At 64.3% G+C, this 14,759-nt stretch carries 14 protein-coding genes; 7 read left to right on the forward strand and 7 right to left on the reverse strand.

From position 1 onward, the window contains the following. Positions 1 to 8 precede the first annotated feature (8 nt). Together RCO31_RS23055 and RCO31_RS23060 are read right to left on the reverse strand one after the other, a co-directional pair. A complete protein-coding gene (locus RCO31_RS23055) occupies positions 9 to 581 on the reverse strand; it encodes a cob(I)yrinic acid a,c-diamide adenosyltransferase (protein WP_308970855.1) in 573 nt (190 codons plus the stop codon). A 190-nt stretch (positions 582 to 771) separates the two neighbouring features. Further along, positions 772 to 969, reverse strand: a complete 198-nt coding sequence (locus RCO31_RS23060) for a twin transmembrane helix small protein (RefSeq protein ID WP_308970856.1) — start codon at positions 967 to 969, stop codon at positions 772 to 774. Between the two features lie 322 nt (positions 970 to 1,291). Here RCO31_RS23060 and RCO31_RS23065 point away from each other — a divergent pair, with 322 nt between their 5' ends. Beyond that, positions 1,292 to 2,200: a YihY/virulence factor BrkB family protein gene (locus RCO31_RS23065; protein WP_308970857.1), complete on the forward strand. Its 909-nt coding sequence runs from the start codon at positions 1,292 to 1,294 to the stop codon at positions 2,198 to 2,200. Here the strand turns inward: RCO31_RS23065 and RCO31_RS23070 are convergent. Further along, the gene (locus tag RCO31_RS23070) at positions 2,109 to 3,365 is read right to left on the reverse strand and encodes an ATP-binding protein (protein WP_308970858.1); all 1,257 of its coding nucleotides are present in this window, start codon (positions 3,363 to 3,365) and stop codon (positions 2,109 to 2,111) included. The genes RCO31_RS23065 and RCO31_RS23070 overlap by 92 nt on opposite strands. A gap of 47 nt (positions 3,366 to 3,412) precedes the next feature. After that, the gene (gene gluQRS / locus RCO31_RS23075; protein ID WP_308970859.1) at positions 3,413 to 4,297 is read right to left on the reverse strand and encodes a tRNA glutamyl-Q(34) synthetase GluQRS; all 885 of its coding nucleotides are present in this window, start codon (positions 4,295 to 4,297) and stop codon (positions 3,413 to 3,415) included. Between the two features lie 145 nt (positions 4,298 to 4,442). On the opposite strand from gluQRS, the gene RCO31_RS23080 reads away from it, so the two are divergent. The 4 genes from RCO31_RS23080 to RCO31_RS23095 all read left to right on the forward strand — a co-directional run bounded on the left by RCO31_RS23080 (position 4,443) and on the right by RCO31_RS23095 (position 7,738). After that, a complete protein-coding gene (locus RCO31_RS23080) occupies positions 4,443 to 5,222 on the forward strand; it encodes a DNA-3-methyladenine glycosylase 2 family protein (protein WP_308970860.1) in 780 nt (259 codons plus the stop codon). Beyond that, positions 5,212 to 5,898: a prolyl oligopeptidase family serine peptidase gene (locus RCO31_RS23085; RefSeq protein ID WP_308970861.1), complete on the forward strand. Its 687-nt coding sequence runs from the start codon at positions 5,212 to 5,214 to the stop codon at positions 5,896 to 5,898. Before RCO31_RS23080 ends, RCO31_RS23085 begins: the two co-directional genes overlap by 11 nt. A gap of 223 nt (positions 5,899 to 6,121) precedes the next feature. Continuing rightward, positions 6,122 to 6,679 carry an HNH endonuclease gene (locus RCO31_RS23090; protein WP_308970862.1) on the forward strand — a complete coding sequence of 186 codons (558 nt, stop codon included), beginning with the start codon at positions 6,122 to 6,124 and terminating at the stop codon, positions 6,677 to 6,679. An 87-nt stretch (positions 6,680 to 6,766) separates the two neighbouring features. Beyond that, positions 6,767 to 7,738 carry a S1C family serine protease gene (locus RCO31_RS23095; RefSeq protein WP_308970863.1) on the forward strand — a complete coding sequence of 324 codons (972 nt, stop codon included), beginning with the start codon at positions 6,767 to 6,769 and terminating at the stop codon, positions 7,736 to 7,738. Positions 7,739 to 7,814: 76 nt separating this feature from the next. On the opposite strand, the gene RCO31_RS23100 is transcribed toward RCO31_RS23095, so the two are convergent. Next, positions 7,815 to 8,966, reverse strand: a complete 1,152-nt coding sequence (locus RCO31_RS23100) for an MFS transporter (RefSeq protein WP_308970864.1) — start codon at positions 8,964 to 8,966, stop codon at positions 7,815 to 7,817. Then, the gene (locus RCO31_RS23105) at positions 8,963 to 9,565 is read right to left on the reverse strand and encodes an N-acetyltransferase family protein (protein WP_308970865.1); all 603 of its coding nucleotides are present in this window, start codon (positions 9,563 to 9,565) and stop codon (positions 8,963 to 8,965) included. The genes RCO31_RS23100 and RCO31_RS23105 overlap by 4 nt, the downstream gene beginning before the upstream one ends. Positions 9,566 to 9,683: 118 nt before the next feature. Here RCO31_RS23105 and RCO31_RS23110 point away from each other — a divergent pair, with 118 nt between their 5' ends. Then, positions 9,684 to 10,580 (forward strand): LysR family transcriptional regulator, encoded by an 897-nt coding sequence (locus RCO31_RS23110; protein WP_308970866.1) that lies wholly within the window; start codon positions 9,684 to 9,686, stop codon positions 10,578 to 10,580. A 43-nt stretch (positions 10,581 to 10,623) separates the two neighbouring features. On the opposite strand, the gene RCO31_RS23115 is transcribed toward RCO31_RS23110, so the two are convergent. Continuing rightward, positions 10,624 to 12,924, reverse strand: coding sequence for a xanthine dehydrogenase family protein molybdopterin-binding subunit (locus tag RCO31_RS23115; RefSeq protein ID WP_308970867.1), 2,301 nt, complete (start codon positions 12,922 to 12,924; stop codon positions 10,624 to 10,626). Between the two features lie 698 nt (positions 12,925 to 13,622). Here RCO31_RS23115 and RCO31_RS23120 point away from each other — a divergent pair. Then, the gene (locus RCO31_RS23120; RefSeq protein ID WP_308970868.1) at positions 13,623 to 14,732 is read left to right on the forward strand and encodes an AbrB family transcriptional regulator; all 1,110 of its coding nucleotides are present in this window, start codon (positions 13,623 to 13,625) and stop codon (positions 14,730 to 14,732) included. Positions 14,733 to 14,759: the final 27 nt, after the last annotated feature.

The following is a 14,759-nucleotide window of genomic DNA, read 5'->3' on the forward strand; positions in this document are numbered from 1 at the left end:
TCCAGCCTTTAACGATTCTGACCTGGCACCCAGAGCACGTCCGCCCGGCCGTCGTCGTTCATGCATCGGGCCGCGACGAACAGAAAGTCGGACAAGCGGTTCATATACTTAAGCGCTGCCGGGTTGACCTGCTCATCGGCGCGGGCGGTCAATTCGGCCATTAGCCGCTCGGCGCGGCGGCAGACCGTGCGGGCGACATGCAGATACGCCGCCCCGGCATGACCGCCGGGCAACACGAACGAAGTGAGCGGCGCGAGCTTCGCATTGAGCTCGTCGATGTCGCGCTCGAGCCGTTCGACCTGGCTCTGCACGACCCGCAACCGTTCGGCCTTACCGGGCCGCTCGGGCGTCGCGAGATCCGCACCGACATCGAACAGGTCGTTCTGGATCGCTGCAAGCATGGCCGCGAGGCGCGACGCCGGATCGACGTGCAGTCGCGCAACGCCGATCATCGCGTTGGTCTCGTCGACAGTTCCATATGATGAAACGCGAAGATCGTATTTCGGCCGGCGCTCGCCGGTGCCGAGCGCGGTCGTGCCGTCGTCACCGGTGCGAGTGTAAATGCGATTCAGCACCACCATGATCAGACCTCCGGTCTATCCATCGGGCTAGTGCTCCTTTTCCGAAGTTCGCATCACTTCGCCGCACACTCTAAATGCGAACTTCGGAAACCTCCGGAGCGCTAGCAACTTTATGATTCTAGTGCGGTTTTGAATTTGAAATTCCTGCGATGAGATTGCCGCGGTTGGCAGGAATTTCAAATTCACCGCACTAGCCACGTGACATCGCCCACAAGGCCGCCATCGCGATGACGATGGCCACGAACTGCAACAGCACGCGCAAGCGCATCAGCCGCTGCGAGGTGTCCGGCGAGCCGCCACGCATCATGTTGAGCAGCCCGAGCAGCAGCACCACCGCGACCGCAGCGATCGCGACCGGCACCAGAAAGTTACTTAGAAAACCAGCCATTGAACACGCCCATATTGCCCTTTGCTATCTAACACCGCCAGCGGGGGGCTCGCCATGAGCAGACCGCGGACCTGTGCCGTACCCCCATCTTTCCCCATCGCAGGGCCTGTGTGACAATGCAACGCGCCGTCGGACACAAGTGCGCTAGTGCCGCCGATTTGAAATTCCTGCACCACCTGCGGCAGGCTCGTACTAGGAATTTCAAATCGAAAAGCGGCACTAGCATCATATCTTTGCTAGTGCCCTCTTAGTTTTCGAAGTTCGTGTCGGAGGGTGCCGCGATGTATCACGAACTTCGAAAACCGGGCACTAGACCGATCAAGTGAAATACGTCCGCTACATCTATCGCGTTTCGATACATGCGCTGGACATGTTCCTGGTCGATGACGGCTGGGCGATCGCAAGCCATATCGCGCTATCGGCGCTGATGGCGCTGTTTCCGTTCCTGATCGTGCTGACCGCCCTCGCCGGCTTCTTCGGCTCGGCGGAGCTTGCCGACCAGGCGGCCGAACTGATCATGGATACCTGGCCGGACCGCGTCGCAGACGCCATCGCGGGCGAAATCCACAACGTGCTCACCGTGGCGCAGGGTGGCGTGCTCACGATCGGCCTCATTCTCGCGATCTACTTCGCGTCGAATGGCGTGGAGAGCTTGCGCGTGGGGTTGAACCGCGCCTATGGCGTGGTCGAGATGCGGAGGTGGTACTGGCTGCGGCTGGAATCGATCGGCTACACCCTGCTCGCCGCGGTGGTCTTGCTGTCGCTCGCGTTCCTGATCGTGCTCGCGCCGCTTCTGATCGCGACCGCGCGGCGCTACTTTCCGATCGCGATGGAAATCAACGAGCCGTTTATCGATTTCGCGCGCCTCAGCCTCGCCATCCTGTCACTGGTCGTTGCTCTCTTCATCGTCCACAAATGGCTGCCGGCGGGAACGCGTCGCGTGCGCGACATCATGCCCGGCATCCTGCTGACGATCGTCGGCTCGCTCGCCTCCGGCATCCTGTTCGGAAAATATCTGGAAGAGTTCGCCAACAATTACGTGACCACCTATGCGGGTCTCGCCTCGGTCATCATCGCGCTGGTGTTTCTGTATTTCATCGCCTCCATCTTCGTTTATGGCGGCGAGTTCAACGCCGCTATCATGAAGACGAGGCTTCCTGGGGGCGGCGCGAACGCACGACCTTCGCAAGCACCTGCGCCAGCGCGCGCGGAGAAACAGGTTTCAGGATAAACGCATCGGCGCCGGCTGCGAGTGCTGCGGTCTCGTCTTCGTCGCGCCCCGAGAGGCCGATGATGGCGATCCCGCCATGCGGCCCGTCCAGCGCGCGGATACGTCGGATCGCCTCGATGCCATTGATGCCTGGCAGCACCATGTCCATCAGCACGACATCGAAGGCACCGTGGGTGAGGCGCTCGCCCGCAGTTTCGCCGAGCCCGATGAACTCGGTCTGGTGGCCGAGTTCGTTCAGGACCGCGTTGAGCACCACCCGGCCGAACGGATTGTCCTCCACCGACAGGATGCGCAGCATGAAAGCCGCATCCTGCGCGACATCCTCGCCGTCGGCGGCCGCCGCTGCATCGGCGCCTGCCGCGAGCGGGAACGGCACGGTCAGCGCAAACAGCGCGCCGCCGCCTTTGCGCGGTGACGCCGTGACGTCTCCGCCCATGGCGCGTGCGAGCTGGCGCACCGAGGACAGTCCGAGGCCGGCCCCGCCATAGCGCTGGGCGATCGAGAGGTTGGCCTGCGAGAACGGCCGGAACAGCCGCTTGATTTCCGCAACCGATACGCCGATGCCGGAATCGGCGATGGTGAAGCGAACCGTCACCCGGCCCTTCGAGACGCCCGTCACTGCGGCCCTGAACGCCACGTCGCCGGACGTGGTGAACTTCACGGCGTTGTCCACCAGGTTCTCGAGGGCCGCGCGCAGCCGCACGGCATCGCCGATCACCAGGTGCGGCAGGTCGTTCGCCAACTCGACCGTGGCCTCCAGACCCTTCGCGGCGGCGCGACCGGCAAGCGAGTCGCCGGCTGCGCGCGTCAGCGAGCGCAGGTCGAACAATTCCTTACGAAGACTCAAGGCGCTGGTCTGGCTGCGCGCGCCGTCGACGAACAGCGTGGCAAGGGCCGACAGGTGGTTGGCACTCGCCTTGATGGTATCGACCCATCGCCGCTCGCGCTCGCCGAGCTCGGAGGTGGCAAGCAGTTCGCTGATGGCGAGGATGCCGGTCAGCGGTGTGCGCACTTCGTGAGCGAACGTCGCCAGCACGGTTTCGACGACGCGCTGCTGGCGCGCGCCACCCTTCGCTGCGGATTTCGCAGCCGCTTTCGCCGGCCGCTTGCGCCGCGCCGCGATCGGCCTTGCGCCGGAGCGCGATGTGCGCCGTTTGGAAACCATCGTCCCATCCCTGCCCGAAGGCAGATTGCCCCAGGCCTTTGCGTGAGTCACGCGAGAGGTAGCCCAACTTTGCGGCGAATGTCGTCGGCGGTGACGCCTGCCGCCCGCAGTTCCCTGATCGACGTCGCCTTGGTGGATTTAGAAAGCTTCTGACCGGCGTCGTCGCGCACGAGGCGATGGTGACAGTAGATCGGCGCCGGCAGCTCCAGGAGGGTCTGAAGCAGACGGTGAACGCTGGTCGACCAAAACAGGTCCTGACCGCGAACGACGTGTGTTACGCCCTGAAGCGCATCGTCGAGCACAACCGAAAGGTGATAACTCGTCGGCACCTCCTTGCGCGCGAGGATCACGTCGCCCCATTGCTCCGGCTCGGCGAGAACCCTGCCGGTCTCTCCGTCAGGTCCTGCGCCGTCCTCACGCCATGTCAGCGATCCGCTTCGCGCCTGCGCCGCCGCCATGTCCAGCCGCAGCGCATAAGGCGCGCCACTTGCGATCATTGCATCCCGTTCAGCCGCGGGACGTAACCTCGCCTCGCCCGGATAGAGTGGCGCACCGTCCGGATCACGCGGCCACGGCGCGACCTGCTCGCGCCGGCGCACCAGGCTTGCGATCTCGGCACGAGTTTCGAAGGCCGGATAGAGCAACCCGTCCTGTTCCAGCCGTCGCAGCGCCTCGCCGTAATCGGACATATACATCGATTGCCGCCGCACCGGCTCTTCCCAGACGATGCCGAGCCAGGCTAGGTCTTCGTAGATCGCGCGTTCGTATTCGGGCCGGCAACGGGTTTGGTCGATGTCTTCGATCCGCAGCAGAAAGCGCCCGGAGCCTGCGCGTGCGGCATCGAAATTCAACAGCGCTGAGAGCGCGTGACCAAGATGGAGGTAGCCGTTTGGCGACGGCGCAAAACGGAAAACGGGTGGCGCTTCTGGCATGCTTGCGACTCGCGTGGCTCACCACATCAACATAACCCTCTCATCGCCGGGCTTGACCCGGCAATCCATCAGGCTCGACAATGAATCTTCTGCAGATCGATGAATGCGCAGGTCAAGTCCTGCGCATGATACATGACACCACGCCATGACTTTCCACCTCAACACCCAGGAGGATCTCGACGCGGCGCTACGCGTGCTGATCGAGCGCGACGCGCGGCTGAAGCCGGTCATGGAGATGACCGGGCACGCACCGCTCAGACGGCGCACGCCGGGCTTCGCCGGATTGGCCTCGACCATCTGCGGCCAACAGCTCTCTACATTCGCCGCCGCTGCCATCTGGGCACGGATGGTTGCCGCCTATGACGAACTGCATCACGAGCATATTCGTTCCGCGCGTGCGGACCGGCTGCGCCGCTTCGGCCTGTCGGAAGCAAAAATCAAGACGCTGAAGTTCGTCGCGCGCGAAATCGCTGCGGGCCGGCTCGACCTCGCAAAGCTCGCCGATACGCCCGCCGACGAGGCACACGATACGCTCACCGCCCTGCACGGCATCGGCCCTTGGACCGCCGACATCTATCTTCTGTTCTGTCTCGGCCACAGCGATGCGTGGCCCGCAGGCGATCTCGCTGTGCAGGAGGCCATTCGCATCGGACTCGGACTGAAGTCGCGTCCGACGGTCAAGGAGATGGCCGTGATCGGCGAGGCCTGGCGACCGTATCGCGGCGCCGCCGCGCATCTGTTCTGGGCCTATTACAAGGTGGTGAAGGCCAACGGTTTTGACCCGATGCCGCCGGAGAAGCCAAAGAAGGCGATTGCAAAGGCGCAATCGAGCCGTACCGTGACGAACGCGCCGGCCAGGCGCAAAGCCGCAATCATTTCTTCCAACAGGAAGGCTGTGAAAGGACGCGCCACGGATGCACGCTGATCTTCCCCTGCTCGACGGGCCGCGCATCGCGCCCCGTTCCGGCACCGCCAGACAGCTCGTGGTGTTCCTGCACGGCTACGGCGCCGACGGCAACGATCTGATCGATATCGGCAGTGTCTGGCAACATTGGTTGCCGGACGCTGCCTTCGTTTCGCCGGATGCGCCCGAGCCGTGCGCGGAGGCGCCGATCGGCCGGCAGTGGTTCACGATCGACCGATCCGATCCGTCGGGTCGATGGAAGGGTGTCACGGCGGCTGCGCCGATCGTGCATCGCTTTCTCGACGACGAACTGCGTCGGCACGATCTGCCGCCGTCGGCGCTGGCATTGGTCGGCTTCAGCCAGGGCACGATGGTCGGCTTGCATGTCGGCTTGCGCAGGGCGACACCGCCGCTCGCGATCGTTGGCTATTCCGGCCGCCTGACCGCGCCCAACCAGACCGACTTCGCGGCCATGACAAACGAAATCGTGAGCAAGCCGCCTGTCCTTTTGATCCACGGCGACATGGACATGGTCGTGCCGCCGGAATCCCTCGAATTGTCGGCACAGGGGCTGAAGACACTCGGCATCACAGCCGAAACCCACATGTCGCACGGCATCGGCCATGGCATCGATCAGGACGGCTTGCAGCGCGGCGGCGAGTTCCTGGCGCGCGCATTTGCCGCTCAGAAGCGCTGATTCGAGGTCGAAGGCGCTGGATCGGAGTTATCGCGCAATCGTGCGATGAGGCGCGATCGTGTCCCTGAAACCGGAGCCAGTTTCGCGCCAGCGGCACCCGTTTTAGGCCAAGATTCCTGCCCAAGAGACTGCCCTGAAGCCTCTTCACAAGCATGTCACGCTCCTTGTAGACTATGTACACGTAAAGACGCTTGCGAATCTCGAGGGGAGTCTGGAGCGTTACTTGAACGCGCACGTGTCACAGGGTGGCTTTCCAGCGCTGGTGCTGAACGCGGATTTTCGCCCGCTCAGCTACTATCCACTATCGCTCTGGTCCTGGCAGGACGCGATCAAGGCGGTATTCCTCGATCGCGTCAACATCGTCGCCAATTACGACCACGCGGTGCGCAGCCCCTCGTTCGAGATGCAGTTGCCGAGCGTGGTCTCGCTCAAGTCATTCGTGAAGCCGACCACCCATCCCGCGTTCACGCGGTTCAACGTCTTCCTGCGCGACAAGTTTTCCTGCCAGTATTGCGGCGACGACTCGGACCTGACGTTCGATCACATCGTCCCGCGCTCGAAGGGTGGCCAGACCACCTGGGAAAACGTCGTCGCCGCCTGCTCGCCCTGCAACCTGCGCAAAGGCAACATGACGCCCCAGCAGGCGCACATGTATCCGACGCAGCATCCTTACCAGCCGACCGTGCATCAGCTGCACCGGAATGGCCGACTGTTCCCGCCCAACTATCTGCACGATAGTTGGATGGACTATCTTTATTGGGACACCGAACTGGATCCGTAATTCTTTCCGGGTCGTTTCTCGTATATCCTGTCGGGTGAGCTCGGGTTCGTTGCGAACCCGTCCCTGTCGAAAACAGGAGACACCCGCATGGCATCACTGACCGAATGGAAAGTGCCGCCCGCGTTCCAGCCTCGCGCGCAGGACTACGGCTTCGATCTCGATCGCACGCTATCCGCCGTGGTCGGCCTGCACGCGATCGTCCCGCAGGATGCGTTCAGCGCCAATACGCTCGGCACCGAACGCGGCGGCAACGGTGTGCTGATCGACAACGGCCTCGTGCTGACCGTCAACTATCTGATCACCGAGGCCGAAACCGTCTGGCTGCATCTCGGCGACGGCCGGGTCATGGAAGGTCACCCGCTCGGCGTCGATCAGGAAAGCGGGCTCGGCCTCGTGCAGGCGCTCGGATCCCTCGACATAGAGCCGCTCGCGCTCGGCTCGTCGAACGCGACGCAGATCGGTGACCGCGTGGTGGTCGCCGGCGTCGGCGGGCGCACGCGCTCGCTCGCAGCGAGGATCGCCGCCAAGCAGGAGTTTGCCGGCTACTGGGAATATGCGCTGGACGAGGCGATCTTCACTTTCCCGGCGCACCCGAACTGGGGCGGCACCGGATTGATCTCAACCGGCGGCGAATTGATCGGCATCGGCTCGCTGCAGATCGAGCGAGCCAGCGAAGGCCGCAGCGAGCATCTCAACATGATGATCCCGATCGATCTGCTGAAGCCTGTCCTTGGCGACCTGCGCAAGTTCGGCCGCGTCAACAAGCCGGCACGGCCATGGCTCGGTGTGTTCACGGCCGAAGCCGACGACAAGGTGATTGTCGCGGGCATGTCGCCGAAGGGACCGGCCGCACGCGCCGAGTTGAAGGAAGGCGATGTCATCGTCGCGGTGAACGACGAAAAGGTCTCGACCCAGCGCGAGTTCTACCAGGCATTCTGGACGCTCGGGCCGGCCGGCGTCGACGTGCCGCTCACGCTCTATCGCGAAGGCGACACCTTCAACGTGGTGCTGACGTCGACCGACCGCACGCGAATGCAAAAGAAGCCGCGGCTGCACTAAAGCCTTTTCCGGAAAGGTGGATGCCGGCTTTCCGCACGAAAATGCGGCCGCTCAAGAAATCTGGACACTCTTTGACTCACGTCGCCGATCTGCGCAGCAGCAGCAGCGCAGCAAGCGCTGTGAGGCTGAGCGTCGACGAAACGATGAGCACATAGCCGCCCATCCACGCCATCAGAAATCCGAAGCCCAATGGCGCAAGCGCCTGGCAGATGCGCGACGGCGCCCCCAACAGACCGAGCCGATAGCCGTAATGCTCAGGCCCGAAGATCGCGAGCGGCACCGTGCCGCGCGCGATGGTGAGGATGCCGTTGCCGGCGCCATGCAGCAGCGCGAATGCAACCGCAGCGCCGCCGCCGAAGATCCCGATCACGCAGGCGCCGAGCGGATGAGCGAGGCATGCGAGCTTGTTCGACACGAGCGGATGAAATCGGCTCAGCACGCCGGCTTCCAGGATGCGGGCGGCGACCTGCGCAGGACCGATCATCGCGCCTGCGACGATGGCTTGCGTCGGCGTTCCGCCGAGCGTCTCCACAAGACGGGGCAGATGCGCCGCCATCGCTGACGTCACCGTCCACGCGGCAGCGAAGGCGAAGGACAACAGCACCATGTTCCGGTCGATGGGAATGCGCGGCTTGATCGCAGCCGGCTCGGCAAGCCGTTTTGCCCCGGCGCGCGGAAGAAACAGCAGATTGAGCGGGAGACCGATGACTATCTGCGCCAATGCCCAGCCGTAACAGGTCCAGCGCCAGCCGACGGCGTCCAGCCCCCATGCGGTCAACGGCCAGCCGACCGTGCTGGCAAATCCCGCAATCAATGTGATGCCGGTGATGGCGCCGCGCGCCGTAGCCCCATAGATGCGTCCCAGCGCGGCAAAGGCCGCATCGTAAAGGCCGCATCCCATCCCGGCACCGAGCAGCAGCCAGGCGGCGGCCATCGTCAGCACGGATTGCGATGCCCCGAGCAGGATCAGTCCACCGGCAAACAGAAGGTTCGAGGCCGACAGCACCTGGCGACCTCCCGCGCGATCGATCTGGCGACCGATGCGTGGGCCGAGCAGACCGGACAGCACGAGCGAAGCCGAGAACGCCGCGAAGAACCAGGTTTCGGAAATGCCCAGGTCGCGTGCGATCGGATCGGCGAGGATCGCAGGCAGATAGTAACTCGAAGCCCAGGCCAGGGTCTGGGTAATGCCGAGCGGCACGATGATCCAGAGCCGCTCCTTCGTCATCGCGTCGCGGCAAGAGTCTCGCGGCCCTGCTCCGGCCGCGTCGCGTCGCCCTGACCGAGCATCCGTTGCATCAGCACCGTATCGACCCATTGGCCGAGCTTGAAACCCACCGACCTCAGGGTGCCGACCGGCTGAAACCCGAAGCGCGCATGCAGCGCAATCGACCCTGCATTTTCGCTGTTGCCGATCACCGCCAGCATCTGCCGCCACGGTCCCTGCTCGCAGCGGGCGATCAAGGCCGCCAGCAATGCGGTGCCGACGCCCCGTCCGATCATTCCGTCGGCTATGTAGATCGAATCCTCGATCGTATGACGATAGGCCGGACGCGCACGATATGGACCTGCATAGCAGTATCCGACGACGCGGCCGTCGATCGTGCCGACGAGGTAAGGCAGCCCTTGCGCCAGAACCGCCGCGCGGCGCGCAATCATCTCGTCCACCGATGGTGGTGTTTCCTCGAACGTCGCCAGCCCGTGCCGCACATGCGGCGCGTAGATGCTCTGTACCGCGGCCATATCGACGGTTTCGGCGTCGCGCACGACAAGGCCGGCGCGCGCCTGTGCGGGTCCAGCGGCCGCAGGCGGCGATGCCTCACTCATTCCATGCCTCACTTTTTATGCCTTCCTGTTTCGTTTCGCCGTCGATATGGCCTTATGGCAGGCGCACCCCATAAAGGAAGGTTTTACAAATTATGCCGTGCATGAGATTTTCTTATCCATGAAGACTCTCAATCTCGACTATCTGCGGACTTTTCTCGACGTGATCGAGCTCGGCAGCTTTTCCGCCGCCGCCGACCGCCTCTCGCTGACCCAGCCCGCGGTCAGCCTGCAGATCCGTCAGCTCGAGAATCGGCTCGGGACCCGGCTCGTCGAACGCATCGGCCGGCGCGCACAGCCGACCGGCGCCGGCGCCGAGCTTGCAGGCTACGCCCGCGAGCTCGACAGGCTGGCCGCGCGAGCGGTCGAAGCGGTCAGCCGTCATGCGACCGGCACCATCGGCCGGGTGCGGATCGGCACCGGTGCGACGGCCTGCATCTATCTGCTGCCGCCTTTGCTCAGAGAGCTGCGCCGGAGGTTTCCATCGCTGCAAATCACGGTGAGCACCGGCAACACCGCCGACGTCGTCAGAGCCGTTGACGACAACACGATCGACGTCGCGCTCGTCACATTGCCGGCGTCAGGCCGCTTGCTGGAAATCACGCCGATCCTTGACGACGAGTTCGTCCTGCTCGCGCCGGCTTCGATCAAGCTGCCGCCACGCCTGACGGCGCAAGCGCTGTCCGCCCTGCCGATCCTGCTGTTCGAGCCGGGAGGAAACACGCGGCGGATCGCCGACGAATGGTTCAGGCGCAGCGGCATCACCCTGAAGCCGGAGATGTCGCTCGGCAGCGTCGAGGCCATCAAGGAGCTGGTGCGCGCCGGCCTCGGCTGTGCCGTGCTGCCGGCCATGGCGGTGCAGTCGGAGAGACACCGCAAGGGGCTGGTCGTCCGATCGCTGACGCCGAAGCTGCATCGGACGCTTGCGCTGGTGATCCGGCGCGACAAGCCGTTGCACCGCGGCCTGAAGGAGGTCGTCGGCGCCCTGACGCGGCTCTCGAAGACAACGACCGAATGAGTCCGTCGGCCATAGAACCGTGACCTCCTCGCTATTGCGACCCTCAGGCCCCGCGGGCCTGGCAGGCGCGCCAGATCTTTTCCGTTGTCAGCGGCATCTCGAGCTTATGCGCGTCGCCGCCGATGGCGTTCTGGACAGCATGGACGATGGCCGCGAGCGAGCCGGTGGTGCCTGCTTCACCGACCCCCTTCACGCCGAGCGGATTAGTCGTCGCCGGCGTCGGCCTGCTGACGTCGACGATCGGCGGCATGTCGGTCGCGCGCGGCATGCCATAGTCCATGAAGGACGCCGTGATGAGCTGGCCGCCGGTATCGTAAACCAGGTTTTCCATCAGCACCTGGCCAAGCCCCTGTGCAATCGAGCCGTGCATCTGCCCGGTGACGAGCACATGATCCATCACGTTGCCGCAATCGTCGACAGCCACGTAGGAAACGATCTTCGTCTCGCCGGTTTCGGGATCGACCTCCACCTCAGCCACGTGGCAGCCGTTCGGGAACGTCTGCGGCGTGTCGATGACATTTGCCGTGTCGAGGTCTTCGTCGAAGGTCTTCGCCTTCGCAAGCTCGGTCGCACGGCCCGCGACGTCGAACAGTGACAGGCGACGGTCGGTGCCGACGATGCCGAACATGCCGTCACGGTACTCGATATCGGTTTCGGTGGCCTCCAGCAGGCTGGCAGCGATCTTCCGGCCCTTTTCGAGCATGCTGTCGACCGCGCCGACCAGGGCGCTGCCGACGGTCATGGTCGTGCGCGAACCGACCGACGAGGATGCCGGTCCGGCAATGTCGGCCCGGCTGCGGTTCGCGTCGAGCCGAACCTTTGCCGACGGAATGCCAAGACGTTCGGCAACGAGCCTCGGAAAAACGGTCGCGTGCCCCTGCCCGGTCGAATGCACGCCGACGCCCAACAGAATCGTGCCATCACCAGGAAACGACAGCGCCGCGCCCTCACGGGGCAGCGCGCCCGCATGCTCCAGGAAGAAAGAGACGCCGATGCCCCGCAGCTTGCCTTCCCGCAATGCGGCTTTGCGACGCTTGCCGAAATCATTATAGCCGCCTGCCGCCAGCGCATCCTGCAGGATCGGCGCGAAGTTGCCACTGTCGAACACGGTGCCGACCGCCGTCTTGAACGGCATGGCGGTGGCCGCGATCAGGTTGCGGCGGCGGAGCACGATCGCATCGATGCCGCTGACGCGCGCGGCCTCCTCGACCAGCCTTTCCATGGTGTAGTTCGCTTCGGGACGACCGGCGCCGCGGTAGGGTCCGGTGGGCAGCGTGTTGGTAAAGACGCAGCGAACGTCGATCGACATCTTCGGAATGTCGTAGGCGCAAGGAAAACACCGGGCGAAGTTCATCGTCTGGATGTTGGCGCCCGCCGCAGCAATATACGCACCCATGCCGGCCAGATGCTGCACGCGGAGCGCAAGGAACCTGCCTTTGGCATCGAGCGCCAGCTCCGCGTTGGTGACCGTGTCCCTCGCCTGGTTGTCGGTGAGGAACGCCTCCGTCCGGTCCGACATCCAGTGCACCGGCCGCCCGGTCAGCCGCGCTGCGACCAGGAGTGCGACGTATTCAGGATAGACCGATGTCTTCATCCCGAACGCGCCGCCGACGTCGTCGGTATGGACGTCGACTTGCTCACGCGTCAGGCCGAGAACCGCAACAAGCTGGTCCCGCAGCGCCGTGGCGCCCTGCGAGCATGCGCGCAGCGTGTAGCGGCTCGCCCTGGCGTCGTAGACGGCCGTGGCACCGCGCGGCTCCATCGACGACACCGAGATCCTTTGATTAACGGTCCTCACCCGGGCGATATGCGTCGCCTTCTCGAAAATTTCAGCGATGCCGTCGCCAGCCGCAGCGATGGTCGGCATCGACCAGTCCAGCGCCACGTTGCCCGGTGCCTGCGGCCAGAGTTGCGGCGCACCGCTTACGGTCGCGTCCGTGACTGACGTGACGTGCGCCAACGGCTCGTATTCGACCTCGACCAGTTCGGCCGCATCGCGTGCTGCCGAAAGCGTCTCCGCGACAATCAGAGCGACCGGTTCGCCCACATGCATGACGCGCGTTCTGGCGAGCGAGGGTCGTGGCGGCACGATCAGCGAAGCACCGTCGCGGCCCGCAAGCGGCGGATGCCGCGAGATGCTTGTTACGCCGGCGGCCTCGATATCGGCGCCAGTCAGCACGCTGACGACGCCCGGCACTGCGCTCGCCGGCGCCGCGTCGAGTCTCGCGATGCTCGCATGCGCGACCGACGCGCGCACGAAACAGCCGATGAGTTGCTTCGGCTGACTGAGATCGTCGGCGAAGCGTCCGTGTCCTCTCACAAGTCGATCGTCTTCCACTCGCATGCGCGCGCCCCTCACAACTTCCAGATGAAAACGAACTCTACGCAACAAGATTTAAACGCGCGAGTGTCGCGTCGTTAAACTAAAATTCGACTGTTCCGCTGAACGAACCAGTACGACGTTGGTGACATGGTGCGCGCATTGGACGAGGGGAAACTATGGCGACCAAGCTACAAGTGAGACAGAGCAACGTGATCGCGTTTCCGCAGGCGCCGCGCGTGCGCCTTGCGATCCGCTGCGAGGATTCGAGTCGCCCGGCGATCTGCTCGCATTGTGGTGGTGTGCTCGCAAAAGGCGAGTCCGAAGACGACTGCTCCAGCGTCCGCATTTCCAAGTCGTCGTAAACCGCGAGCTTCGTCCTTCCTGACGACGCCCTTCCATCCGGCACCGTCGATTGGACGACCTGCCCGGCTCCGGCCAGGCGCGGGACCGACGATGCGGGAACGACAAGGTTGGATCTGTTGAGCGCGAGTCGCCTTGCGGATCGAGGCGGCTGCGCAGTCAGCAATACGCGGCAATTCGCGCCTCGAACTGCCTGTTTTGCGTGCAGACCACCGGCGATCGCGGGGCATCCACATTGAATAGCCGCCACAAGGACTTCGGCGGCATAACTGCATGCGTCTGTGAGACTACCTTGCAGCGCAGCAAAGGCCTATTTTGCGCTGGTCCGACGCGCAGAGCCGGGTGCTGCGCAGATACAGATGAAGAACGGCGCCTTGCACCAGCCCCTCGCCTCGCTTTCAGTTTCCAGCCAACGACGCACCGCGTTCTTGCGCGTCGCGGAGGCGCTTGCGGCAGGCGCCTGCGGCGGCTTCATCTTCAACTGGCTCGGAATGCCGGCAGGATTTCTGTCGGGCGCGATGCTGGTGGTCGCCATTCTCGCGCTTGCCGGCCGGCCGCTGTCGGTGCCGCAACCGCTGATGCATATCATGACCGCGACATTGGGCATCACGCTCGGCTCCGCCGCGACGCCCGAAATGATGCACGGCATGACCACCTATCCGATCAGCCTGACAATGCTCGGCCTCGGCACCGTCTGCGTCACGCTCGGCTCGATGCTCTATCTGCGTTATGTTCACGGCTGGAGCGCGCTTTCTGCCCTTCTCGGCGCGGTGCCCGGTGCCCTGTCCCAGACTGTGGCGATGGCGCTCGAGACGAAATCCGACGAGGTCGGTGTCGCGATCGTACAGACATTGCGCGTGGTGTTGCTGGCCGTCTTTTTGCCGATGGGGCTGGCGCTTGCGGGCATGTCGATCACCGGTCCGGGCATGAGCCGCCTCGCCGTGGCTGACACTGCGTCGCTGCCACTTTTGGTGGGTGTCGCCGTCGCGATCGGTTACCTCTTCCACCGGCTGAGGTTTCCCGGCGGATGGATGTTCGGAGCCATGCTGGGCTCAGGCGTGCTGCACGCTTTCGGCATCGTCCGAGGCGGCCTGCCGATCTGGGTCGTCAACATCGCCATGGTCGGCATCGGCGCGATGGTCGGCACCCGCTTTGCGACCATCGGCTTCAGCGCCTTCATGCGCTACCTGGCCGCCGGGATCGGCTCGCTCGCGGTTGCACTCGTGGTCATCACAGCCTTCCTGCTGCTCACCGTCTGGCTCGCCGGCGTGCCGATTCAGGACACGACGATGGCGTTTGCGCCCGGCGCCATGGACGTGATGATGGCAGTGGCCCTGACGCTGCAACTCGATCCGATCTTCGTCGGCGCGCACCATCTGTTCCGCTTCATCAGCGTGTCGCTCGCCCTGCCACTCGTGGTGCGCACGGTGGCACCGAAGACGACCGAGATTCCGGAGAACGAGATCTAAAGCATGATCCGGAAAAGTGGGCACCGG

Source organism: Bradyrhizobium sp. LHD-71, assembly GCF_031157255.1.
GTDB lineage: Bacteria > Pseudomonadota > Alphaproteobacteria > Rhizobiales > Xanthobacteraceae > P52-10.